General features: G+C 65.6%; 17 protein-coding genes. 10 read left to right on the top strand and 7 right to left on the bottom strand.

Going from position 1 to position 23,378, the window contains the following annotated elements; genetic code table 11:
• Window positions 1-1,296, bottom strand: a complete 1,296-nt coding sequence (ispG, locus tag ACR652_RS13020) for a flavodoxin-dependent (E)-4-hydroxy-3-methylbut-2-enyl-diphosphate synthase (RefSeq protein ID WP_434506915.1) — start codon at window positions 1,294-1,296, stop codon at window positions 1-3.
• A gap of 639 nt (window positions 1,297-1,935) precedes the next feature.
• On the opposite strand from ispG, the gene ACR652_RS13015 reads away from it, so the two are divergent.
• The 5 genes from ACR652_RS13015 (at window position 1,936) to ACR652_RS12995 (ending at window position 10,031) form a co-directional block, all read left to right on the top strand.
• The gene (locus tag ACR652_RS13015) at window positions 1,936-2,952 is read left to right on the top strand and encodes an ArsR/SmtB family transcription factor (protein ID WP_434506914.1); all 1,017 of its coding nucleotides are present in this window, start codon (window positions 1,936-1,938) and stop codon (window positions 2,950-2,952) included.
• Window positions 2,952-3,851 (top strand): methylenetetrahydrofolate reductase [NAD(P)H], encoded by a 900-nt coding sequence (metF, locus tag ACR652_RS13010; RefSeq protein ID WP_434506913.1) that lies wholly within the window; start codon window positions 2,952-2,954, stop codon window positions 3,849-3,851. Before ACR652_RS13015 ends, metF begins: the two co-directional genes overlap by 1 nt.
• Window positions 3,848-7,570, top strand: coding sequence for a methionine synthase (gene metH, locus ACR652_RS13005; protein ID WP_434506912.1), 3,723 nt, complete (start codon window positions 3,848-3,850; stop codon window positions 7,568-7,570). Before metF ends, metH begins: the two co-directional genes overlap by 4 nt.
• Window positions 7,571-7,756: 186 nt before the next feature.
• Entirely contained in the window at window positions 7,757-9,838 is a 2,082-nt protein-coding gene (locus ACR652_RS13000) for a carbon starvation CstA family protein (protein ID WP_434506911.1), read from the top strand.
• Window positions 9,810-10,031 (top strand): YbdD/YjiX family protein, encoded by a 222-nt coding sequence (locus tag ACR652_RS12995; RefSeq protein ID WP_434506910.1) that lies wholly within the window; start codon window positions 9,810-9,812, stop codon window positions 10,029-10,031. Before ACR652_RS13000 ends, ACR652_RS12995 begins: the two co-directional genes overlap by 29 nt.
• 61 nt (window positions 10,032-10,092) lie before the next feature.
• Here ACR652_RS12995 and ccrA read toward each other — a convergent pair whose 3' ends face one another.
• Window positions 10,093-11,352, bottom strand: a complete 1,260-nt coding sequence (gene ccrA / locus ACR652_RS12990; RefSeq protein WP_434506909.1) for a crotonyl-CoA carboxylase/reductase — start codon at window positions 11,350-11,352, stop codon at window positions 10,093-10,095.
• A gap of 196 nt (window positions 11,353-11,548) precedes the next feature.
• Between ccrA and ACR652_RS12985 the strand changes: the two genes are divergently transcribed.
• The 5 genes from ACR652_RS12985 to uppP all read left to right on the top strand — a co-directional run bounded on the left by ACR652_RS12985 (window position 11,549) and on the right by uppP (window position 17,876).
• The gene (locus tag ACR652_RS12985) at window positions 11,549-12,112 is read left to right on the top strand and encodes a cold shock domain-containing protein (RefSeq protein ID WP_434506908.1); all 564 of its coding nucleotides are present in this window, start codon (window positions 11,549-11,551) and stop codon (window positions 12,110-12,112) included.
• Window positions 12,113-12,212: 100 nt separating this feature from the next.
• Window positions 12,213-12,677, top strand: a complete 465-nt coding sequence (locus tag ACR652_RS12980) for a DUF2267 domain-containing protein (RefSeq protein WP_434506907.1) — start codon at window positions 12,213-12,215, stop codon at window positions 12,675-12,677.
• A gap of 229 nt (window positions 12,678-12,906) precedes the next feature.
• Window positions 12,907-14,880 carry a methylmalonyl-CoA mutase family protein gene (locus tag ACR652_RS12975; RefSeq protein ID WP_434506906.1) on the top strand — a complete coding sequence of 658 codons (1,974 nt, stop codon included), beginning with the start codon at window positions 12,907-12,909 and terminating at the stop codon, window positions 14,878-14,880.
• Between the two features lie 272 nt (window positions 14,881-15,152).
• Window positions 15,153-16,862, top strand: coding sequence for an OFA family MFS transporter (locus tag ACR652_RS12970; RefSeq protein WP_434506905.1), 1,710 nt, complete (start codon window positions 15,153-15,155; stop codon window positions 16,860-16,862).
• A 141-nt stretch (window positions 16,863-17,003) separates the two neighbouring features.
• Window positions 17,004-17,876: an undecaprenyl-diphosphatase UppP gene (gene uppP, locus ACR652_RS12965; RefSeq protein ID WP_434506904.1), complete on the top strand. Its 873-nt coding sequence runs from the start codon at window positions 17,004-17,006 to the stop codon at window positions 17,874-17,876.
• 183 nt (window positions 17,877-18,059) lie between these two features.
• Here the strand turns inward: uppP and ACR652_RS12960 are convergent, their stop codons facing one another.
• The 5 genes from ACR652_RS12960 to ACR652_RS12940 form a co-directional block, all read right to left on the bottom strand.
• A complete protein-coding gene (locus ACR652_RS12960; RefSeq protein ID WP_434506903.1) occupies window positions 18,060-19,235 on the bottom strand; it encodes a site-specific DNA-methyltransferase in 1,176 nt (391 codons plus the stop codon).
• Window positions 19,236-19,376: 141 nt separating this feature from the next.
• Window positions 19,377-19,988, bottom strand: coding sequence for a ribonuclease HII (locus ACR652_RS12955; RefSeq protein ID WP_434506902.1), 612 nt, complete (start codon window positions 19,986-19,988; stop codon window positions 19,377-19,379).
• Between the two features lie 170 nt (window positions 19,989-20,158).
• Window positions 20,159-21,247 (bottom strand): hypothetical protein, encoded by a 1,089-nt coding sequence (locus tag ACR652_RS12950; protein ID WP_434506901.1) that lies wholly within the window; start codon window positions 21,245-21,247, stop codon window positions 20,159-20,161.
• A 30-nt stretch (window positions 21,248-21,277) separates the two neighbouring features.
• Window positions 21,278-21,724: a type III secretion system chaperone gene (locus tag ACR652_RS12945; protein ID WP_434506900.1), complete on the bottom strand. Its 447-nt coding sequence runs from the start codon at window positions 21,722-21,724 to the stop codon at window positions 21,278-21,280.
• A 300-nt stretch (window positions 21,725-22,024) separates the two neighbouring features.
• Entirely contained in the window at window positions 22,025-23,155 is a 1,131-nt protein-coding gene (locus ACR652_RS12940; protein WP_434506899.1) for a PA0069 family radical SAM protein, read from the bottom strand.
• Between the last annotated feature and the right edge of the window lie 223 nt (window positions 23,156-23,378).

Raw genomic sequence — 23,378 nt, 5'->3', positions numbered from 1 at the left:
TTACTCCGCCGCCGCGCCTTCCTTCGCGCCGCCGTAGCGCCGCGCGATATAATCGTCGACGATTCGGGTGAACTCCTCGGCGATGCCCTCGCCGCGCAGCGTCATGGCCTTCTTGCCGTCGATGAAGACCGGCGCGGCGGGCGTCTCGCCGGTGCCGGGCAATGAAATGCCGATGTCGGCGTGTTTCGATTCGCCGGGGCCGTTCACGATGCAGCCCATCACCGCGACGTTCAGCGTCTCGACGCCCGGATATTGCGCCCGCCAGATCGGCATGCGCTCGCGGATATGCGCCTGAATGTCGCGCGCGAGCTCCTGAAACACGGTCGAGGTGGTGCGCCCGCAGCCGGGACAGGCGGCGACGAGCGGCACGAAGGTGCGGAACCCCATGGTCTGGAGGATTTCCTGCGCCACCTTCACCTCGAGCGAGCGGTCGCCGCCCGGCTCGGGCGTCAGCGAGACGCGAATCGTGTCGCCAATGCCGTCCTGAAGCAGCACGCCCAGCGCCGCGGCGGAGGCGACAATGCCCTTGGAGCCCATGCCGGCCTCGGTGAGGCCCAGATGCAGCGCGTAATCGCTGCGCGCGGCAAGCATGCGGTAGACGGCGATCAGGTCCTGCACGGCGGAGACCTTGGCCGAAATGACGATGCGGTTCCGGGGGAGGCCGATCTCCTCGGCGCGCTGCGCCGACATCAGGGCCGAGCGCGCCAGCGCCTCGCGCGTCACCGCGCGCGCGTCGATGGGGCGGTCGGAGGCCGCGTTGATGTCCATGAGATGGGTGAGCAGCTCCTGATCGAGCGAGCCCCAATTGGCGCCGATGCGCACCGCCTTGTCGTGCTTCGCGGCCAGTTCGACGATGGCCGCGAACTGACGATCCTTCTTGTCCTTGAAGCCGACATTGCCGGGATTGATTCGGTATTTGGCCAGAGCCTCGCCGCAGGCCGGATGATCGGCGAGCAGCTTGTGGCCGATGTAATGGAAGTCGCCGACCAGAGGGACGGTGATTCCCTTTCTGTCGAGCTTCTCGCGGATGTGCGGAACGGCGGCCGCCGCCTCGTCGCGGTCGACGGTGATGCGCACGAGCTCGGAGCCCGCCTGCGCCAGCGCCGTGACCTGCGCCACCGTCGAGTCGACGTCGGCGGTGTCGGTGTTGGTCATGGACTGCACGACGATCGGCGCGCCGCCGCCGACGGTGACGGCGCCCGCTCCCGCGCCGATGCGGACGGCGCAGGTTGACCTGCGCTCTGCGGGCTCTGCGGAAATCGGGTCGGGCAGACGGGTTTCGGCGGCGTCGGTCATGGCTCTCGTCGCGGCTCCGTTGGGTGTTCTCGCGCCCTAGGTCGCGCGGAAATCGCCGCGGGTCAAGTTTTCTAAGCCCCGCCGCTGGCGCAATGCGCCGGCGGCCCGCGCTGCGCCCGCCCGTCGCGGCTTTTGCAGTGACCGCATGCGAAAGGCCCCGTCGCCTGTGCGCACGGGGCCTATGCTTCCTCAAGTGAGAAGCGTCTGGGATTGTCCAGTCAGGGAAAGGATTGCCCGCCTCTTGGCCATTGCGGCGGGCCATCCACGATCAGGATGCATTGATATGGAGGATTCGGCGTCAGGCAGCGCTTATCCTGACAAACCGAGTGACCGGAACGGAACGCCGGTCAAACCATCTGACCCGGTGGCGTCAGGCTCCTCTCGCAACAACGTCGCTTCGGCTTCGCCGACGACAGGGGAGTCCGTCGGCGCGTCCTGATATCGCCGCCGACTCGAGGTCCCGCCCGAGCGGTCCCGCCTCGCAATCTGTTGGAGACGGGTGCGATATGGAGAAAGGATGCTCCCGGTTCCGATTCTCGTCAAGCGCCAAGTTGTCGGAACTGCGTTTTCGCGGGGCCGCGCTTGCCTCTATGACAATCAACGCATATAGATATCTTTATATCTTGTCCGAGAGAGCCGATGGTCGCCCCGCACAGTCTCAAGCTCAGAATGGAGCCGGCGCTCGCGGCGCTCAACGCGGCGGCGGAGGAGACGCGCCTGCGGCTTCTCGCGCTGCTCGCCCAGTCGGAGCTGACGGTGAGCGAGGTGGTCGCCATTCTCGGCCAGTCGCAGCCGCGCGTCTCCCGCCATTTACGGCTTCTGGTCGAGGCCGGACTCGTCGAGCGGCGCCGCGAAGGGGCCTGGGCGTTCTTCCGCCTCGCGCCCGCGGGCGAGGCCGGGGCGATGGCGCGCCAGCTCGCCGACTGGCTCGACGCCGCCGATCCGGTTCTCGCCGAGGATCAGGCCCGTCTGACCGAAGTCCGCCAGACGCGGGCCGACAACGCCGCCCGCTATTTCGCCGCCCATGCGGCCGAATGGGACGACATTCGCTCGCTGCATGCGCCCGAGGCGCTGGTGGAGGCGGCGATGCGCGAGGCCGTCGGCGACAGGCCGGTGCGCAGCGTGCTCGACCTCGGCGCCGGCGCGGGCCGCATGCTCGAACTTTTCGCGCCGCTCGCCCAGCAGGCGGTCGGCGTCGATCTCTCCACCGCCATGCTGGCCGTCGCGCGCGGGCGCATGGAGGAGACCGGCCTGCGCAACGTTCAATTGCGCCAGGGCGACATTTACGCGCTTCCAGTCGAGCGCAACTCCGTCGATCTCGCGATCATGCATCAGGTGCTGCATTATCTCGACGATCCGGCGCGCGCGTTGCGGGAGGCCGCGCGCGTGCTGGCGCCGGGCGGGCGGCTGCTCGTGGTCGATTTCGCCCCCCATCAGGAGGAGGCGTTGCGCGACAAGCACGCCCATCGCCGCCTCGGCTTTTCGCAGACGGAGATTGCGAACCTTCTCGCCCAGGCGGGGCTGGAGACGATTCTGCATCGTGAACTCGCCCCGGACGACAGGGAAGGCGCCAAGCTCACCGTCTCCTTATGGCTCGCGCAGGATCCGCGCGTTATCGCCGACAAGATTCCCGCTTCTTCCTATGAGACCGTCTGATGTTCAATGCGCTTCACCCGACCGCTTCCGGCAGGCGGTTCAACATCTCCTATGAATTCTTTCCTCCCAAGACGCCGGAAATGGAGACGCAGCTCTGGGAGACGGTCAAGCGTCTCGAAGCCCTGAAGCCGCATTTCGTCTCCGTCACATACGGCGCCGGCGGCTCGACTCGCGAGCACACCCACGCGATCGTCTCGCGCATCGCCCGCGAGACGCATATGAAACCCGCCGCGCATCTGACCTGCGTGTCGTCTTCCGTCCCGGAGATCGACGACATTCTGCACGGCTATTGGGACGCGGGCGTGCGTCACATCGTGGCGCTGCGCGGCGATCCGCCGACGGGCGTCGGCACGGCGTTCACGCCCAATCCGGATGGCTATGCGCGCTCCTGCGATCTCGTGCGCGGCATTCGCCGCCTGCATGATTTCGAGATTTCCGTTTCGACCTATCCCGAAGGCCACCCCGAAAGCGCCTCCGTGGAGCAGGATCTCGACGCGCTTCAGGCGAAGATCGACGCGGGCGCGACGCGCGCCATCACGCAGTTCTTCTTCGACAACGACATCTACTTCCGCTTTCTCGACAAGGCCCGCGCCAGGGGCATTGCGATCCCGATCGTGCCGGGCGTCATGCCCATCCGCAATTTCCGCCAGGTCGCCAATTTCGCGACCAAGGCAGGGGCGAGCGTGCCGCGCTGGATCGCGGAGCGTTTCGAGGGACTCGACGACGACCCCGAGACCCGGGCGCTGGTCGCCGCCACAACCGCCGTCGAACAGGTGATGGGCCTCGCCCGCGCCGGCGTCGATGAGTTCCATTTCTACACCAACAATCGCGCCGACATGGTTTTCGCCATTTGTCATCTCCTCGGCGTTCGTCCCCTTCGCGAGAAAGCAGACGCATGATCTTCGACAACGTGCACGGCCCGAACATCCTCAAGGCGCTGGAAGAGGCGGCGTCGCGCCGCATCCTCATTCTCGACGGCGCCATGGGGACGATGATCCAGCGCCACGCCTTCGAGGAGGCGGATTTTCGCGGCGGGCGCTTCAAGGATCATCCAAAGGATCTGCGCGGCAACAACGACCTGCTGATCCTCACCCAGCCGGCGGCGATCAGGACCATCCACGTCGCCTATCTCGAGGCGGGCGCGGACATCATCGAGACCAACACATTCTCCTCGACGACGATCGCGCAGGCCGACTACGGCATGGAGCATCTCGCCTTCGAGCTCAATCGCGAGGGCGCGCGGCTCGCGCGCGACGCCGCCGACGAAGTGGCGGCGAAAACCGGCGTGCGCCGCTTCGTGGCCGGCTCCATCGGACCGACGAACCGCACCGCGTCGATTTCTCCGGATGTGTCCAATCCCGGCTTTCGCGGCGTCACCTTCGACGAGCTGCGCGCCGCCTACAGGGAAGCCGCGCTCGGCCTGATCGAAGGCGGCGCCGACATCATGCTCGTCGAGACCGTCTTCGACACGCTGAACGCCAAGGCGGCGATCTATGCGCTCGAAGACGCCTTCGACCAGGTCGGCACGCGTTTCCCGATCATGATCTCGGGCACCATCACCGATCTCTCCGGGCGCACGCTGTCCGGCCAGACGGCCATCGCCTTCTGGAATTCGCTTTCGCACGCGAAGCCATTCTCCATCGGCTTCAACTGCGCGCTGGGCGCGCGCGAGATGCGTCAGCATATCGCCGAGATCGGCCGCGTCGCCGATGCGCGCGTCTGCGCGTTCCCCAACGCCGGCCTGCCGAACGAATTCGGCCTTTACGACGAGAGCCCGGAGTATATGGCCGAGCTCGTCGGCGAATTCGCCTCGGCCGGTCTCGTGAACGTGCTCGGCGGCTGCTGCGGCACGACGCCGGACCATATCCGCGCCATCGCGGAAAAGGTGAAGGGCATGGCGCCGCGCGCCGTCCCGAAGATCGAGCCGATGCTGCGGCTGTCGGGCCTCGAGCCCTTCACGCTGACGAAGGACATTCCCTTCGTGAACGTCGGCGAGCGCACCAATGTCACCGGCTCGGCGAAGTTCCGCAAGCTCATCACCAATGGCGACTACACGGCGGCGCTCGACGTGGCGCGCGATCAGGTGGCCAATGGCGCGCAGGTCATCGACGTCAACATGGACGAGGGTCTGCTCGACTCGCAGCAGGCGATGATCGACTTCCTCAATCTGCTCGCGGCGGAGCCCGACATCGCCCGCGTGCCGGTAATGGTCGACAGCTCCAAGTTCGAGGTGATCGAGGCGGGCCTGAAATGCCTGCAGGGCAAGGGCGTGGTGAACTCCATCTCCCTGAAGGAAGGCGAAGAGAAGTTCATCGAGGACGCCCGGAAAGTGCGCCGCTACGGCGCGGCGGTCGTCGTCATGGCCTTCGATGAAACCGGTCAGGCGGACACGCTTTCCCGCAAGACCGAGATCTGCGCGCGCGCCTACAGGATCCTCACGCAGCAGGTCGGCTTCCCGCCACAGGACATCATCTTCGATCCCAACATCTTCGCGGTGGCGACCGGCATCGAGGAACATGAGAATTACGGCGTCGACTTCATCGAGGCGACGCGGATCATCAAGCGCGATCTGCCTTTTGTTCATGTCTCGGGCGGCGTGTCGAACCTCTCCTTCTCCTTCCGCGGCAATGAGCCGGTGCGCGAGGCGATGCATTCCGTGTTTCTCTATCACGCCATTCAGGCGGGCATGGACATGGGCATCGTCAACGCCGGCCAGCTCGCGGTCTACGCCGAGATCGACCCCGAGCTGCGCGACCTGTGCGAGGACGTCGTGCTCAACCGACGCAAGGACGCGACCGAGCGTCTCGTCGAGGCGGCGGAGAAGTTCAAGGGCGCCGGCGCCAAATCCGCCGAGAAGGACGCCGCCTGGCGCGAACACAGCGTCGAGAAGCGACTCGAATATGCGTTGGTCAACGGCGTCACCGACTATATCGAGACCGACGTCGAGGAAGCGCGCCAGCGCTCCACGCGTCCGCTCGACGTGATCGAAGGCCCGCTGATGGCCGGCATGAATGTGGTGGGCGATCTCTTCGGACAGGGCAAGATGTTCCTGCCGCAGGTCGTCAAATCCGCGCGCGTGATGAAACAGGCGGTCGCCTATCTCATGCCCTTCATGGAAGCCGACAAGAGCGAGCGCTCCACCGCCGGCAAGATCCTGCTCGCCACCGTCAAGGGCGACGTGCACGACATCGGCAAGAACATCGTCGGCGTCGTGCTCGGCTGCAACAATTTCGAGGTGATCGATCTCGGCGTGATGACGCCCGCCGCGAAGATCCTCGAAACGGCGAAAAGGGAGAAGGTCGATCTCATCGGCCTCTCCGGCCTCATCACGCCGTCGCTCGATGAAATGTGCTTCGTCGCCTCCGAGCTGGAGCGCGAAGGGCTCGACGTGCCGTTGCTCATCGGCGGCGCGACGACGAGCCGCGTGCATACGGCGGTGAAGATCAATCCCAATTATCGGCGCGGTCAGGCGGTCTATGTGACCGACGCGAGCCGCGCCGTGGGCGTGGCGCAGGCGCTCGTTTCCGACAAGACGCGCGCCGATTACATGGCCGGGACCCGCGCGGAATATGAGCGCGTGGCGGAGGCGCATGCGAAGGCGCAGGCCGAGAAGCAGCGCATCAGCCTCGCGCAGGCCCGCGCCAATCCCTACAGGATCGACTGGGCGGCCTATGCGCCGGTGAAGCCGTCGTTCCTCGGCGCGCGCGTCTTCGCGAGCTATGACGTCGCGGAGCTGGTTCCCTATATCGACTGGACGCCCTTCTTCCAGACATGGGAGTTCAAGGGACGTTATCCCGCGCTGTTGGATGATCCCGAACGCGGCGAGGCGGCGCGCCGTCTCTTCGAGGACGCGCAGGCCATGCTGAAGCGCATCGTCGAGGAGCGCTGGTTCACGCCCAAGGCCGTCATCGGTTTCTGGCCGGCGAACAGCGAGGGCGACGACATCGCGCTCTATACGGGCGAGTCGCGCAATGAGCCGCTCGCGACCTTCTTCACGTTGCGCCAGCAGCTCGGCAAGCGCGACGGCAAGGCGAATCTCGCATTGGCGGATTTCGTCGCGCCGAAGGAGAGCGGCAAGGCGGATTATGTCGGCGCCTTCGTCGTCACCGCCGGGGCGGAGGAAGAAAAGATCGCCGCGCGTTACGCACGGGCCAACGACGACTATGGCTCGATCATGGTGAAGGCGCTCGCCGACCGCATCGCTGAAGCGTTTGCGGAGCGCATGCATGAGCGCGTGCGCCGCGAATTCTGGGGCCATGCGAAGGATGAATCCTTCCGGCCGGAAGAGCTGATCGTCGAACCCTACGCGGGCATCCGCCCGGCGCCCGGATATCCGGCGCAGCCCGACCATACGGAGAAGGAAACGCTGTTCCGCCTGCTGGAGGTCGAAAAGCGCACTGGCGTGAAGCTCACCGAGAGCTTCGCCATGACGCCGGCGGCCTCGGTGAGCGGCCTCTACATCGGCCATCCGCAGGCGCATTATTTCGGCGTCGCCAAGGTCGAGCGCGATCAGGTCGAGGATTACGCGCGGCGCAAGGGCATGTCGGTGCGCGAAGTGGAGCGCTGGCTGGCGCCGATCCTCAATTACGAACCGGCGGCGCTGGAGCCCGCGGGGTAAGGCAAGGATTGCACCCATCCCCTTGCCCTCACCCAACCTCTCCCCGCAAGCGGGGAGAGGGTTGGGGTGAGGGGCTAGCCGTTCGTGGCCGCCGGGGTTTTTTCAAGGCCGAGCCGTAGACGCACTTTCCAACGCTCGGTATTTTCACCCAAGACCTTCTCCCCCAAACGCATTCAGAGCGCGCTCATGTCCGCACGTCCGGCCCGTCAGAATCTCCTTTCCCTTGCGCCCTGGGCGCTCGTCTTCGCGCTTGCGCTCTACGCGCTCCATACGCTCGCCACGGCGCGCGGCGAGCCGGTCAACGCCATGTGGCTCGTCACCGCGGCGATCAGCGTCTACGCCATCGGCTATCGCTTCTATTCGCGCTTCATCGCCGACAGCGTGCTCGGCCTCGACGCCCGGCGGCGCACGCCCGCGCATCGACGCAATGACGGGCTCGATTACGTGCCGACCGACAAATGGGTGCTGTTCGGCCATCATTTCGCGGCCATCGCCGGGGCCGGCCCGCTGGTGGGCCCCGTGCTCGCGGCGCAGATGGGGTATCTGCCCGGCACGCTCTGGCTGCTCACCGGCGTGATTTTCGCCGGCGCGGTGCAGGATTTTCTCGTCCTCTTCATCTCCACGCGCCGCGACGGGCGTTCGCTCGGCGATCTCATCAAGACGGAGATGGGCCATGTCCCCGGCGTGATCGCCATGGTCGGCATCCTCTCGATCATGATCATTCTGCTGGCCGTGCTGGCGCTCGTCGTCGTCAAGGCGCTGGCCGACAGCCCATGGGGCGCCTTCACGGTCTTCGCCACTTTGCCGATCGCGGTGCTGATGGGCGTCTATGGGCGCTACATCCGGCCGGGCCGTATCGGCGAGATGTCGCTCATCGGCTTCGTGCTGCTCATCGCCAGCATCGCCTTCGGCCGCACTGTCGCGGAGAGCGCGACGCTCGCGCCGCTGTTTTCCTACAAGGGCGAGACGCTCGCCTTCATGCTCATCGCCTATGGCTTCGTCGCCTCGGTGCTGCCGGTGTGGCTGCTGCTGGCGCCGCGCGACTATCTCTCGACCTTCCTCAAGATCGGCACCATCGCGTCGCTGGCGCTCGGCATCTTCATCGTCTGGCCCGATCTGCAAATGCCCGCCGTGAGCCGCTTCATCGACGGCACGGGGCCGGTCTTCGCGGGCAGCGTCTTCCCCTTCCTGTTCATCACCATCGCCTGCGGCGCGGTGTCGGGCTTTCACGCGCTGGTGTCGTCGGGCACCACGCCCAAGATGATCGCCGACGAAACGCAGACGCGCTTCATCGGCTATGGCGCCATGCTGATGGAGAGCTTCGTCGCCATCATGGCGCTGATCGCCGCCACCGTGCTCGAGCCCGGCGTCTATTTCGCCATGAACAGCGCGCCCGGCGTCATCGGGGCGACGCCCGAGGCGGCGGCGCACGCCATTTCCGCCTGGGGCTTCGCCGTCACGCCGGAGACGCTCACGGGCGTGGCGCAGGACGTCGGCGAGAAGAGCATTCTGTCGCGCACCGGCGGCGCCCCGACGCTCGCCGTCGGCATGGCGCATATCCTCTCGTCGGTCATCGGCGGCGCGGCGGCGAAGTCCTTCTGGTATCACTTCGCGATTCTCTTCGAGGCGCTGTTCATCCTGACCACCATCGACGCCGGCACGCGCGTGGCGCGATTCATGATTCAGGACCTCATCGGCACATTCATTCCCGCATTCCGGCAGACCAACGCCTGGGGGCCGAATCTCGCGGCGACGGGCGTCGCGGTCACCGGTTGGGGCTATTTCCTCTATCAGGGCGTCATCGACCCGCTCGGCGGCATCAATACGCTGTGGCCGCTCTTCGGCATCGCCAATCAGATGCTCGCCGCCATGGCGCTGACCCTCTGCGTCGTGGTGCTCTTCCGCATGAAGCGCGAGCGTTACGCCTTCGTCGCCGTCATTCCCACGGCCTGGCTCTACATCTGCACCATGACGGCGGGGCTGGAGAAGATTTTCCACGCGGATCCGCGCATCGGCTTTCTGGCCCATGCGACGAAATTTTCCGCGGCGCTCGACAAGGGCCAGTTGCTCGCGCCGGCGAAAACCGTCGAGGAGATGCGCCGCGTGATCTTCAACGATTACGTCGACGCCAGCCTCTGCGCGATCTACATCGTGCTGGTGCTGTCGATCCTCGGCTTCGCGCTCAAGGCCATCAAGGGGGCGCGGGCGTCGGATGCTGTCACGACACGGGAGACCTCGGATGAGATGTTGCAGCCTGCCGGGGCTTGATCTCGCGCGTCTCGCCACGAAGCTGCGCGACGGCGCGCGGCTCATGGTGGGGCAGGGGGATTACGACGCCTATGTCGCGCATATGCGCGCGACGCACGCGGGCCGGCCCGTCATGACGCGGGCGGAATTCTTCCGCGCGCGCGAGAACGCGCGCTTCGGCGGCGGCGGGGAGCGGGCGTTTCGCTGCTGTTGAGCGCAAAAAAACGGCGCGCCAGTCGCCCGGCGCGCCGTCTCGATGATACAGCGAAGGCCGCTTACTTCTTCTTGTTGTTATAGGCCTCGACCACGTCCTCGACCGTATGCAGGCCGGGCGCGGGCGCATTCACCAGCACCGCCATATTGCCGGGGGCGTGCTCGTTCTTCCACATCTTCATATGGGCGAGCGGGATCTTGTCCCAGGCGAAGACCTCCGACATGCAGGGGTCGATGCGGCGGTCGATGACGAACTGGTTCGCGGCCGCCGCCTGTTTCAGATGCGCGAAATGCGAGCCCTGAATGCGCTTCTGGCGCATCCAGACGTAGCGGGCGTCGAAGGTGATGTTGAAGCCCGAGGTGCCGGCGCAGAACACCACCATGCCGCCGCGCTTGGCGACGAGGCAGGAGACCGGGAAGGTCGCTTCGCCCGGATGCTCGAAGACGATGTCGACGTCCTTCTTGCCGGTGATGTCCCAGATCGCCTTGCCGAACTTGCGCGCTTCCTTGGTCCATTCGACATATTCGGGCGAATTGACCTTGGGGAGCTGGCCCCAGCACTTGAAGTCCTTGCGGTTGATCACGCCCTTGGCGCCGAGCGACATGACGTAATCGCGCTTGGACTCGTCGGAGATCACGCCGATGGCGTTGGCGCCGGAGGCCGCGCAGAGCTGCACGGCGAAGACGCCGAGGCCGCCGGAGGCGCCCCAGACCAGCACATTGTGGCCGGGCTTCAGCTCATGCGGCTCATGGCCGAAGAGCATGCGATAGGCGGTGGCCAGCGTCAGCGTGTAGCAGGCCGACTCCTCCCAGGAGAGGTGCTTCGGGCGCGGCATGAGCTGGCGGTCCTGCGCGCGGCAGAACTGGGCGAAGGAGCCGTCCGGCGTCTCATAGCCCCAGATGCGCTGCGAGGGCGAGAACATCGGGTCGCCGCCGTTGCACTCCTCGTCGTCGCCGTCGTCCTGGTTGCAGTGGATGATGACTTCGTCGCCCACCTTCCAGCGCTTCACCTTGGAGCCCACCGCCCAGACGATGCCGGAGGCGTCGGAGCCGGCGATGTGATAGGGATTCTTGTGTCCGTCGAGCGGCGAGATCGGTTCGCCGAGCGAGGCCCAGACGCCGTTGTAGTTGACGCCGGCGGCCATTACGAGGACGAGCACGTCGTGGCTGTCGAGCTCCCAGGTCGGGAGAACCTCGAGCTGCATCGCCGTCTCCGGCGGCCCATGGCGCTCCTTCCGGATCGCCCAGGCGTCCATGTTCTTGGGAACATGGCCGAGCGGCGGGATTTCGCCCAACTCGTAAAGGTCTTTCTTCTCGCTCAAGGTCAGGCTCCCTCCACTCGGAACAGGTTTCGGCGCGTTGAAATATCCGGCGAGCTTATAATGGTCGCGCGACGCCCGGCATAGGGAGAAAATATCGATGGGTTGCGCAGGTTTCGCCGATGGCCGCGACTCCCTGAGCGACGGGCGGCGCGATATGTTGTCGAGGGGGGCCGAACGCCATCGCGGGGTGACGGCCATGCAAACTTCGCCGGAGATCGATTTTCAGGGGATGGAGCCGCGGGACGATCTGCGCGCCAGAATTGAGGAAAAGATCGCCCATCTCGAAAAGCTTTACGGGCGGATGACGGCCTGCCGGGTCGTGGCCAGGGGGCCGGGCGCGCATCACAGGACCGGCGGCCATTACGAGTTCAACATCCGCATCGCGCTGCCCGATGGGCGCGAGGTCGCCGTCACGCGCACGCCGGACCCTGACGAGCGCTTCCAGGACGTCTGGTTCGCGCTGGGCGACGCGTTCAAACGGGCCGACCGGCAGCTGGAGGACGCGGTCCGCGAAATTCGTGGCGACGTGAAACATCACGAGGCCATGCCGACGGGGGTGGTGAAAAGCCTCTCCCCGGCGGACGGCTTCGGCCTGCTCGAGAGCGCCGACGGGCGTGAAATCTACTTCCATCGCAACAGCGTGGGCGCGCCCGGCTTCGACAGCCTGAAGCTTGGCGAACGTGTGGCGTTTTTCGAGGAGGAGGGAGCCAAGGGGCCGCAGGCGCGGCGGGTGAAGCCGCTGCGGGAAGGCGCCGTCTGACGGCTGGGCGCCGGGCGGAGCGCGCCGCCCGGCTTGTTCGCGCCCGGCCGCCGTCTATCTGGCGAGCATCGGCGGCTGGCGGGTCTTTGGGAGACGAGCCATGAGCGAAACGCAGGTGACGGCGCTCGATCACACGGTTCAGGAAACCAATGTCTGGCTGAAGGAACTGGCGGAAGAGCACGATCTCGGCGACCGCCCCCACGCCTATAGCGCGCTGCGCGCCGTGCTGCACGCCCTGCGCGACCGGCTGGAGCCCGAGCAGGCGGTGCATCTCGGGGCGCAGCTTCCGCTGCTGGTGCGCGGCATCTATTACGCCGGCTGGCGCCCGGCCGGGACGCCGGATGTGACGCGGCGGCTCGATGATTTCGAGGCGCGCATCGCGCGGGAGCTGTTTCAGGGCTTCCGCATGGACCCGGAAGCGACGGCGCGGGCGGTCTTCGCGCTGATGTGGCGCCGGCTGGATTTCAACGAGATCGCCAAGGTGGTGGCCAGTCTGCCGCTGCCGCTGCGCGCGCTGTGGCCGGAGGCGGCGCAAAGCCTCGCGCAGGCGCGGGCGGGGGAGTGAAACGATTTAGTCTATTCATGCCGCCAGGCCCCCTCCCTGTCCCTCCCCCGCTTCGCAGGAGAGGGGACCCTCACGATCGACTTTCTTGATGAAGGCCCGGATGTGCTCCCTCTCCCGCGAAGCGGGGGAGGGGTGGGGTGGGGGTTGCTCATCACTCGCACAAACGCGGCGTCGCGCCCGCTTCCGCCTGCGTCTCGCCCATGCTATCGCAGCGGCGAGGAGGACCGAGATGACCGACACGACCGCCCCGCGCCGCGACAAGCCCTGGATGTTCCGCACCTACGCCGGTCACTCGACCGCCGAGGCGTCCAACCGGCTCTATCGCTCCAATCTCGCCAAGGGCCAGACGGGTCTCTCCATCGCCTTCGATCTGCCGACCCAGACCGGCTACGACAGCGATCACATCCTCTCGCGCGGCGAGGTCGGCAAGGTCGGCGTGCCGGTGTCGCATCTGGGCGACATGCGCACGCTCTTCGACGGCATTCCGCTCGCCGAGATGAACACCTCCATGACCATCAACGCCACCGCCGTGTGGCTGATGGCGCTCTATATCGCCGCCGCGGAAGAGCAAGGCGCCCCCCGTGCAAAGCTTCAGGGCACGACGCAGAACGACATCATCAAGGAATATCTGTCGCGGGGCTCCTATGTGTTTCCGCCGGCGCAGTCGCTGCGCCTCACGCAGGATCTCATTCTCTTCACCACGAAGGAATGCCCCAAGTTCAACCCGATGAACGTTTGCTCCTATCACTTGCAGGAAGCGGGCGCGACGCCGGCGCAGGAACTCGCCTATGCCCTCGCCACGGCGGTCGCGATCCTCGACGGCGTCAAGGCCGCCGGCATGTCGGAGGCGGATTTCGCCCAGGTCGTCGGGCGCATCTCCTTCTTCGTCAACGCCGGCATGCGCTTCGTCACCGAGCTCTCCAAGATGCGCGCCTTCACGGAGCTGTGGGACGAGATCACCCGCGACCGCTATGGCGTGAAGGACGAGAAACTGCGCCGCTTCCGCTATGGCGTGCAGGTCAATTCGCTTGGCCTGACCGAGCAGCAGCCGGAAAACAACGTCTATCGCATTCTCATTGAAATGCTGGCGGTGGTGCTCTCCAGGAACGCCCGCGCCCGCGCCGTGCAGCTTCCGGCCTGGAACGAGGCGCTGGGCCTGCCGCGTCCCTTCGATCAGCAGTGGTCGCTGCGCATGCAGCAGATCATGGCCTATGAGACCGATCTGCTCGAATATGGCGACATCTTCGACGGCAATCCGGTGATCGCCCGCAAGGTCGCCGAACTGAAGGAAGAGGCGAAGGCCGAGCTCAGGAAGATCGACGAAATGGGCGGAGCGGCCAAGGCGGTGGAGCTCGGCTACATGAAGTCGAAGCTCGTCGAATCCAACACCGCGCGCCTCGAAGCGATCGAGGCCGGCGAGCAGGTCGTCGTCGGCGTCAATCAGTTCACCTCCAGCGAGCCCTCGCCGCTCGCCTCGGGCGAGGACGCCATCATGGTCGTGCCGGAAGGCGTCGAGGCTGATCAGATCGCGCGGCTGAAAGTCTGGCGCGAGAGCCGCGACCAGAAGGCCGCGCAGGCCGCCATCGATGAGCTCGCCCGCGCCGCCCGTGAGGGACGCAACATGGTCGAGCCGTCGATCGCCGCCGCCAGGGCGGGCGTCACCACCGGCGAATGGGGTGCGGTGCTGCGCGGCATCTTCGGCGAATATCGCGCGCCGACGGGCGTCTCCTCGACAGCGCGTCAGGTCGGCGGCCAGCTCGACAAGGTGCGCGGCGAGGTGGAGCGCGTCTCGCAAAAGATCGGCCGGCGCGCCAAATTCCTCGTCGGCAAGCCGGGCCTCGACGGCCATTCCAACGGCGCCGAGCAGATCGCCGTGCGCGCGCGAGACGCGGGTTTCGACGTGATCTACGCCGGCATCCGCTCCACCCCGGCCGAACTGGTCGAGACCGCGAAGAAGGAGGGCGCGCATTGCATCGGCCTCTCCATCCTCTCCGGCTCGCATGTCACGCTGGCGCACGAGGTCATGCGGCTGATGAAGGAGGAGGGCGTCTCCGCCCCGCTCGTCGTCGGCGGCATCATCCCGCCGGTGGATGAGAAGCTGTTGCTCGATGCGGGCGTCGCGGCGGTCTATACGCCGAAGAACTACGACCTCAACGTCATCATGACGGATCTCGCGCAGATCATTGAGAAAAGCGTGAACTGAGCGGGTTGGGCGGGCTGCATCGCCCCCTCCCCCGCCATAGCGCGTCTTGAGAGACGGGGCTATGGCGGGAGCGGGAGCAGAGCCGGGCTTCACTGAGAGCGCTGATCGTGAGTGTCCCCTCTCCCGCGAAGCGGGGGAGGGACAGGGAGGGGGCAAAGCGCCGCCATTTATTGCTCAATCTCCCGCAGCGCGATATTCATGAGGTTGAAGCGTTCCGCTTTTTACATCAGCGTCAGATCGGCGCGCTTTTCACGCGCCGGAAAGGGTTTGTGATGGGCGTCGCCGTTGCGCCGCCACCGAGTTTTCTGTCCCGCGAACGGACCGTCGCCTCACCTGCCTTCAATCGCTGGCTCGTGCCGCCGGCGGCGCTGGCTATCCATCTGTGCATCGGCATGGCCTATGGATTCTCGGTCTTCTGGCTGCCGCTGTCGCGCGTCGTGGGCGGCGCGGCGCCTAAGGACTGCCCGGCCGACATGAGCTTCCTTTCAACCATCGTCGCGACAGACTGCGACTGGAAGATCAGTTGGCTCGGCTGGACCTTCACGCTGTTCTTCGTGCTGCTCGGCTCCTCGGCGGCGATCTTCGGCCACTGGCTGGAGACCGCCGGGCCGCGCAAGGCGGGCCTCGCCGCCGCCTTCTGCTGGTGCGGCGGCCTGCTGATTTCGGCGCTCGGCGTCTCCCTGCACCAGATCTGGATGCTCTGGTTCGGCTCCGGCGTCATCGGCGGGATCGGCCTCGGTCTCGGCTATATCTCGCCCGTCTCGACGCTGATCAAATGGTTTCCCGATCGTCGCGGCCTCGCCACCGGTCTCGCCATCATGGGCTTCGGCGGCGGCGCGATGATCGGCGCGCCGCTCGCCGACAAGCTGATGGGCGTTTTCGCGACTCCGACGTCGCCCGGCGTCTGGCAGACCTTCGTGGCGCTCGCCGCCATCTATTTCGTCTTCATGGTGTCGGGCGCGCTGGGCTATCGCGTGCCGCCGGAGGGCTGGGCTCCCAAGGGCTGGACTCCGCCCGCGCCGGCCGCCAATGCGCTCGTCACCCATCGCCATGTGCATCTCGACGTCGCCTGGAAGACCCCGCAATTCTGGCTGCTGTGGGGCGTGCTCTGCCTCAATGTCTCGGCCGGCATTGGCGTGCTCGGCATGGCCTCGCCCATGTTGCAGGAGGTGTTCGGCGGCCGGCTGATCGGCCTCGACGTCGGCTTCGACCAGCTCTCGCCCGACCAGAAGAAGCAGATCGCCGCCATTGCGGCGGGCTTCACGGGCCTTTTGAGCCTGTGCAACATCGGCGGGCGCATCGGCTGGGCCTCGGCCTCGGACGCCTTCGGGCGCAAGGGGACCTACGCCATCTTCTTCGTCGCCGGGCTCCTGCTCTACGGAGCCGTGCCCTTCGCGGCGAAGGGCGGCGTCGTCTTCCTGTTCGTGCTGCTCTTCGCGGTGATCATCACCATGTATGGCGGCGGCTTCGCGACCATTCCCGCCTATCTGGCGGATATTTTCGGCACCCATTATGTCGGCGCCATCCACGGGCGGCTGCTCACCGCCTGGTCGACGGCGGGCGTGCTCGGGCCGGTGCTGGTCAATTACATTCGCGAATATCAGCTCTCGATCGGCGTGCCCCGCGAGGCGGCCTATAATCAGACCATGTATGTGCTGGCGGGCCTGCTGCTTCTCGGCCTCGTCTGCAATCTGCTGGTCCGTCCCGTGAATGAGAAATACTATATGACGGACGAGGAGGTCGCCGCCGCCAAGAAGACGAGCGTCGCGGCCGTGCGCGAGGAAGAGAAAGAGCCGCACGCCGACTTCGAGGATTATATTGAGGACGAACTGGAGCCGCCGACGGAGCCCGTCGCGGCGATCCGGTCGCGCGGCAACGGCGCGATTTCGCCGGTGTTGCTGCTGGCCTGGGCGGCGGTCGGGATTCCGCTCGCCTGGGGCGTGTCGATGACTGTGCTGAAGGCGCTGGCGCTGTTCCACTGAGGAGCGGCGCCCTCAACCTCCAGCGCGGGCGAAAAAAGCCTGCGCCCGCCATGTTTTCTCTCCATTAACCAAATATGGGCACAGTCGAATTTCCGTAAGCCCCGGCGTGTTTGGGATGCGCCGCTTCCAGCGGGAGAGAAAATGGCGACGGCGTGCACCAATGGTCTCGACACGGGTTTCGTGGACCTCGGCTATATGAAAGTGGCGGCGCTCGGCGTCGTGCAGGGGATCACCGAGCTTCTGCCGATTTCCTCCACCGCCCATATGCGCATCGTCCCGGCGCTGCTCGGCTGGAAGGACCCCGGCTCAGCCTTTTCCGCCGCCATGCAGCTCGCGGCGCTCGCCGCGGTCGTGAGCTATTTCTGGGACGACATCCGCACGCTGGCGGTCGGCTCGGTCGCCGCCCTGCGCCGGCGCGACTTCAACGACTGGAGCTTCCGCTTCGTGATGTGGATCGGTTTCGCCACCATTCCCATCGGTCTGGCGGGTCTTCTGCTGTCGCATACGCTCAACGTCTGCGGCTCGCCGCTGCGCACCCTTCCCGTCATCGGCGTGTCCTGCATCGTCATGGCGGCGCTGCTCGCCATCGCCGAGATGTACTGCAACCATCAGCGCACGCTCGATCATGTGAGCCTGAAGGATGCGATGATCGTCGGCCTCGCCCAGGTTGGCGCGCTCATCCCCGGCGTCTCGCGGTCCGGCTCGACGCTGACGGCGGCGCTGTTTCTCGATCTCAAGCGGGAGGAAGCGGCGCGCTTCTCCTTCCTGCTCGGGCTGCCGGCGATCGCCCTCGCCGGACTCAAGGAGCTTTGGGAGCTGCACAAGGCGCATCTCGATCTGCACGGCTGGTCGGTTCTGTCCGTCGGTCTGATCGTCGCCTCGCTCTCGGCCTTTGTCGCGATCTGGGGCCTGTTGCGCATCCTCGAGCGTTTCTCGGCCTGGCCCTTCGTCGCCTACCGTGGCTTCATCGGCTTCGTGCTGCTGGTCGGCTTTTACGCGGGCATGTTGAGCTGAGGCGCGTTTCAGGCGCCGCCCCGAGGGGTGCGCGTGTTGCGCGCCTCGCGGGAGGCGGCGCGCGGAACAGTCTCTCAGCGGAACAGTCTCTCAATTGCCGGCGCGGTCGCTCCCTTCGCGGGAGCGCGGCCCTGCCAGGCGGGGCGCGGTGGGCTAGCGCCCTTTTGAGCAGACCCGCTTTTTCTATTCCGCCGCCCGCAGGCTTTCGCGGATTTGCGCGCGCAGGGCGTCGATGGGCGCGAGGCGGCCGTTCTCTTCATAATGCCAGAAGGTCCAGCCGTTGCAGGCCGGGAGCCCCTGCGCCAGCGCGCCGGTCTTGTGGATCGAGCCGATGAAACCCGAGAGCGCTACCGCGCCATCCGCGCGCACGATGGCGGTGTGACGCCTCTTGGCGTCCGTCAGAACCGCGCCCGGCGCCAGCAGGCCCGCTTCGACGAGGCTCGAAAAGGCCACGCGCGGCTCGCTGCGTTTCGACGGCGCGATGGCCACCGCCTCGGCCGGGAGGGGCTCCACCGCGAGAATGCGCGCGGCGGCGGCCTCGGCGTAGACGGGGTCGCGCTCGATGCCGATGAAATCCCGGCGCAAGCGTTTGGCGACCGCCCCGGTGGTGCCGGAGCCGAAGAAGGGATCGAGCACGACGTCGCCGGCGTTGGACGCCGAAAGAATGACGCGCGCCAGAAGCGTTTCGGGTTTTTGCGTCGGATGGGTCTTGCGGCCCTGCGCGTCCTTCAGGCGCTCAGCGCCGGTGCAGATCGGCAGGAGCCAGTCCGAGCGCATCTGGCAATCTTCATTGCCGGCCTTAAGCGCCTCGTAATTGAAGGTGTAGTTCTTCGCCGAGGCGTCGCGCGAGGCCCAGATCATCGTTTCATGCGCATTGGTGAACCGGCGCCCGCGGAAATTCGGCATCGGATTGTTCTTGCGCCAGACGATGTCGTTGAGGATCCAGAATCCGAGATCCTGCATGATGGCGCCGACGCGGAAGATGTTGTGATAGGAGCCGATGACGAAGATCGTCCCCGTCGGCTTCATCACGCGCCGCGCGGCGGCAAGCCATTCGCGGGTGAAGGCGTCATAGGTCGCGAAATCGGCGAATTTGTCCCAGTCGTCGTCGACGGCGTCGACGAGGCTCTGGTCGGGCCGCGTCAGCTTGTTTGCGAGCTGGAGATTATAGGGCGGGTCGGCGAAGACGAGATCGACGCTTTCCGCCTCGAGTCCGCCCATGAGCGAGGCGCAGTCGCCCTGCAAGATGACATTGCGCGGCGCCGGCGCGGCGCGGCGCGGCCCTCCCCTGGAACCCCCGGTACGCGATACCTTGATCCGGGTTGTGAGGCGGGCCGCCCCGACGCGCGCGCTACTCATCTACGCAACACCACATACGCTACCAACACGCAGGATGATGCCGGAACGAGGTAAAGGCCGCGTATAGCGAACGGAAGCGGAGCCGTCCCTTTTTCGGACGATTTTGTTAATGGAATAACAAGCTTAGCAATAAGGGGAAAATTAACGGTCCTCGCGGAGGGGCGAAAAACTCAAACGGTGCGCGGGCGTTGGGCCGTGATCGCGCAGGGCCTCCAGATGGCGCCGGGCGGCGTAGCCGACATTGGTCTCGAAACCATAATGGGGAAACCGCGCGGCAAGTCGCCGCATCATGGCGTCGCGCGCGACCTTGGCGACAATCGACGCGGCGGAGATGGACAGCGTCGAGGCGTCTCCCTTGACGATGGCGCGGCAGGGACAGCCGAGTGCAGGCGGATCCGATCCGTCGACCAGCACATAGGCGGGCGCGCGGGAGAGACCGGCCACGGCGCGCGCCATTGCGGCGAGCGAGGCCTGCCGGATATTCATCGCGTCGATCTCGGCTGGGGTGACGAAGGCGACGCTGACCGCCAGCGCTTGGGCCATGATCCGCTCGAAGGCGTCCTCGCGCGCCTTCTGTGTGAGCGCCTTGGAGTCGTCGAGGCCGCGCGGCAGGCGTTTGGGATCAAGGATGACCGCCGCCGCGGCGACCGGGCCGGCGAGCGGCCCGCGTCCCACCTCATCGACGCCCGCGACAGGCCAGACGCCCTGCCGGAACAGCCGGCCTTCCAGACGGAAATCGGGTCCGGCGCTCATGAGGGGACCGTGGGAGAGCGGGTCGGAGCCCTGTCGGTTTTGGCGGCGCGCATGTCGGGAAGAAAGCGCCGGCGCGCGCTTCTGGCAACAGAAAACTGCGCGGACGCCAAAACGCGGCGGCGCACTTTCCGCGCAACGGTGGCGCGGCTTCACGATCGGCTCTCGTGGGTCTAGCTGGAGTATTGCGTCGCCATCTGGCCGTGGAAATCCATCGTCGCTCTTGGCTCTTCCTTGAAGGCAAGGACGCCTTGGTTCGCGCTCAGTCCGTCAATTGTCATGGTCATATGCGCGTTTATCTTCAAGAGGGAGCCGTCCATTCCCTCGAGATCCTCCATGCCCGCTTTCGAGGCGAAATATTCCCAGTCGACGTCGACCTTGAAATCATCTCCTTCCTTGAAAATATTAAATTCCATGCCGCCCATGGCCTTTGGGGCGACAGCGATTTCTTCGCCGCCGGGTTGGCGAAAGAAAAGATCGATGCCTGTTTTCCCTTGCCCTTGCCCTAAAGGCGAGAAATTGACTGCATTTTTATTATTGTCCTCATAGCCATAACTTATAAATGAACCAAGTTGCTGAGTCAGGATGTTCGACAGGACGAATGTCGCCTCGCGATTCTGGGTCAACCCATGCAGGTGGTTTGCGACAGACTCGTTTCTCTCGGCCTGATCGGTTTTTCCCTCTAGGTCGCGGATGGAGTTGAAGGTCTTCTCACCATTACGAATTGTGTAATTCATTCGGTAAAAATCAGACTGCGCCTGGCCCGAAATCTTGATGTCCCCATAAGCTTTTTCGTTCTTCGGCGGGTTTGCGAGCAGCACTTCGGCAAAGCTTTTCGATTTCTCTTGCGCCAGCGGGGACCCCTTGGCGAGGCCGTTTGTTTCCCACTTCCCGGAGATTTCGCCGGTCTCGCTGACAGTGACGGTTGGGGGCAGTTGTGCGGACAGCGCGGCGCGGACTTCGGCAGGAGTCCGCAAGATTTCGGGAACGACCGGGGTCTCGATATAGATGTGATTGTTGGCATGATGCCCGCCGACGCGGGCGCCGACCGCGTCGCGCAGGGAGCGATAGCCGCTGGCGATCACGCCCCCAGCGGATCGACCGAATGACTGGACGGACCTGAAGGCGCGCGTGTGCAACGGCGGCCGATGGACGGCGGGACCAACGGCCACATGGGCGCCCCCGATCGCGCCGGCCTGAGTCTGAACGGTTTCGGTGAGCAGCAGGGCGGTTGTTCCGCGGCGGCCTTCGATGTGCGACATGATCAAGGCTCCCTCTGGGGACGCTAAATGCTAAATGCGGAACATCCCCTCGGACAGGCCGGGGGAAACGCTGGTTTCATCTCCAAGAAGCGCCTGCGCCTCCTCCGACTGCCAGAAGGCGGCGTATTTGATGAACTCCAGCAGCCGCCGTTCGAGACTGTGTTCGTCGACCATCGCGGCGTCGACACGCTCGCAGAGAAGGAGCCTGTCCGTGTCCGGATCGAGCGCGATCCGACCGGCCCCGACAGCGTCGCCCAGATGGTTCGCCTGCAGCAGCCTGGCCAGGACCGACTCATTCCGGTCCTGCCGCGCCTCGAGATAGGTCGCGAATTCGAGTTCGGTTTGACCCCTCTTGATCAGGAGAACCGAAAGATTTTCCCCGACGACGACTTCGGCGACTCCGGCGTCGTTGAGCTTGAGCGTCGGCAGGTTGCTCTTCCGCGCGAGAGCATCAACAGCCTCATCCACATTTTGCATCGGCGCCTCGTGTTCCGTCTCCCAGACGGCGAAAACCTACCGTTTTACTTAAACACGGCTGGGTTGATCGGGCGACTCAAATATAAACATCGGCGTTAAATACAATCAGTGATGGAGTTTTTAGTAAGCCAATACCTTATTAAAAGTTGAAATACATTACGGAGCGCCCGTGGAGATTGCGCGAGGCTGCTTTCCGTGCGTCCGATTTCATGGACGGCGCGGAACCTCTCCTTGCGGTCTCAGCTTTTCATTCCTGCGACCCGCCGCGTGCGACTTCAGCCGAACCGGGCGGAAAGCCATCTAGAAGAGCGCGAGCTGCTGCGGCCCGCGACGCGGGGGCTCGAAGAGATCGGTGCGCAGTTTCGCCGTGGTCTGGGAAAAGCCGAGGCGCTTCGCCGCCACCTCGAACCGGCGGCCGATCATCCAGGCGTAGGGTCCCTCGCCCGTCATGCGCTTGCCGAAGGTCGCGTCATAGGTTTTGCCGCCGCGCGTCGAGCGCACGAGCGACAGCGCGTGGCGCGCCTTGTCCGGGAAATGCTGAACGAGCCATTCGCTGAAGAGATCGCGCACCTCGAGCGGCAGGCGCAGCAGGATGTAGCCCGCCTCGCGCGCGCCCGCCGCATGGGCGCGGGCGAGAATCGCCTCGATCTCATCGTCATTGATCGTCGGAATGATCGGCGCCGCCATCACGGCGACCGGCACGCCGGCGGCGGCGAGCGCCTCCATCGCGTCGAGGCGGCGCGCCGGCGTCGCCGCGCGCGGCTCCATGATGCGGGCGAGCCTCGGATCGAGCGTCGTCACCGAAAAGGCCACCTTGGCGAGGCCCTGCCGGGCCATGTCGGAGAGAAGATCGAGATCGCGCAGGACGAGCGCGGATTTCGTCACGATCGCCACCGGATGTTTCGCCCGCGCCAGCGTTTCGAGCACCGATCGCATCACCCGATGGCGCTTCTCGGAGGGCTGATAGGGATCGGTGTTCGTGCCGATCGCAATGACTTTCGGCGTGTAATTTTGCGCCGAGAGCTCGCGCTCGAGAAGCTGGGCGGCGCCTTCCTTGACGAAAATCTCGGTCTCGAAATCGAGCCCCGGCGAAAAGCCCATATAGGCGTGCGTGGGCCGCGCGAAACAATAGACGCAGCCATGTTCGCAGCCGCGGTAGGGATTGATCGAGCGGTCGAAGGAAATGTCCGGCGAGTCGTTTCGGGTGATGATCGAGCGCGGCTTTTCGACGTGAATGGTCGTCTTCAGCGCCTCGAGGCTTTCGAGCGACCCCCAGCCGTCGTCGGTCTCCTCGCGTCGTTCGGTTTCGTAACGGCCGCTGCGTTTCGTCAGCGCCCCGCGACCGCGCCGGCGCTCGGCGTCGACCAGGACGCCGGCGGTTTCGACGCCGGCGGTCTGTGGTTCCGGTGAAATTGGCGCGGGCCGACCCATGAGCTCACCTGACGTCTTCGACGGGAGGCCGGCGGAGCGCCGACCTCCCGTCATCGCGACTTTGGGGACTTCATGCCCCGCCCCGGCTCGACCCGCCGCGACGGAACATAACGCGAATAAGGAACATATAAAGAACAAATCGGTTCCGCGCAAGTTGGTTTCGCGCAGGTTGGTTTCTTGCAAACGGCAGGCGCGAGAAAGAGAGCGCCGGGCAAAAATCAAC

Origin of the sequence: Methylocystis sp., from assembly GCF_051061225.1 — a bacterium.
In the GTDB taxonomy this organism is placed as follows: Bacteria; Pseudomonadota; Alphaproteobacteria; order Rhizobiales; family Beijerinckiaceae; genus Methylocystis.
Note: the sequence above shows the minus strand (reverse complement) of the source record. Positions and strands in the feature narration are given on the sequence as shown.

Bases quoted from the DNA above. Each gene is read 5' to 3' on its own strand.
- ACR652_RS13015 (WP_434506914.1), top strand. From the start codon at position 1,936: ATGGTCGCCCCGCACAGTCTCAAGCTCAGAATGGAGCCGGCGCTCGCG.
- ACR652_RS12985 (WP_434506908.1), top strand. From the start codon at position 11,549: ATGCAAACTTCGCCGGAGATCGATTTTCAGGGGATGGAGCCGCGGGAC.
- ispG (WP_434506915.1), bottom strand. From the start codon at position 1,296: ATGACCGACGCCGCCGAAACCCGTCTGCCCGACCCGATTTCCGCAGAG.
- ACR652_RS13000 (WP_434506911.1), top strand. From the start codon at position 7,757: ATGTCCGCACGTCCGGCCCGTCAGAATCTCCTTTCCCTTGCGCCCTGG.
- metF (WP_434506913.1), top strand. From the start codon at position 2,952: ATGTTCAATGCGCTTCACCCGACCGCTTCCGGCAGGCGGTTCAACATC.
- ACR652_RS12950 (WP_434506901.1), bottom strand. From the start codon at position 21,247: ATGTCGCACATCGAAGGCCGCCGCGGAACAACCGCCCTGCTGCTCACC.
- metH (WP_434506912.1), top strand. From the start codon at position 3,848: ATGATCTTCGACAACGTGCACGGCCCGAACATCCTCAAGGCGCTGGAA.
- ACR652_RS12980 (WP_434506907.1), top strand. From the start codon at position 12,213: ATGAGCGAAACGCAGGTGACGGCGCTCGATCACACGGTTCAGGAAACC.
- uppP (WP_434506904.1), top strand. From the start codon at position 17,004: ATGGCGACGGCGTGCACCAATGGTCTCGACACGGGTTTCGTGGACCTC.
- ACR652_RS12970 (WP_434506905.1), top strand. From the start codon at position 15,153: ATGGGCGTCGCCGTTGCGCCGCCACCGAGTTTTCTGTCCCGCGAACGG.
- ACR652_RS12940 (WP_434506899.1), bottom strand. From the start codon at position 23,155: ATGGGTCGGCCCGCGCCAATTTCACCGGAACCACAGACCGCCGGCGTC.
- ACR652_RS12975 (WP_434506906.1), top strand. From the start codon at position 12,907: ATGACCGACACGACCGCCCCGCGCCGCGACAAGCCCTGGATGTTCCGC.
- ACR652_RS12995 (WP_434506910.1), top strand. From the start codon at position 9,810: ATGAGATGTTGCAGCCTGCCGGGGCTTGATCTCGCGCGTCTCGCCACG.
- ACR652_RS12960 (WP_434506903.1), bottom strand. From the start codon at position 19,235: ATGAGTAGCGCGCGCGTCGGGGCGGCCCGCCTCACAACCCGGATCAAG.
- ACR652_RS12955 (WP_434506902.1), bottom strand. From the start codon at position 19,988: ATGAGCGCCGGACCCGATTTCCGTCTGGAAGGCCGGCTGTTCCGGCAG.
- ACR652_RS12945 (WP_434506900.1), bottom strand. From the start codon at position 21,724: ATGCAAAATGTGGATGAGGCTGTTGATGCTCTCGCGCGGAAGAGCAAC.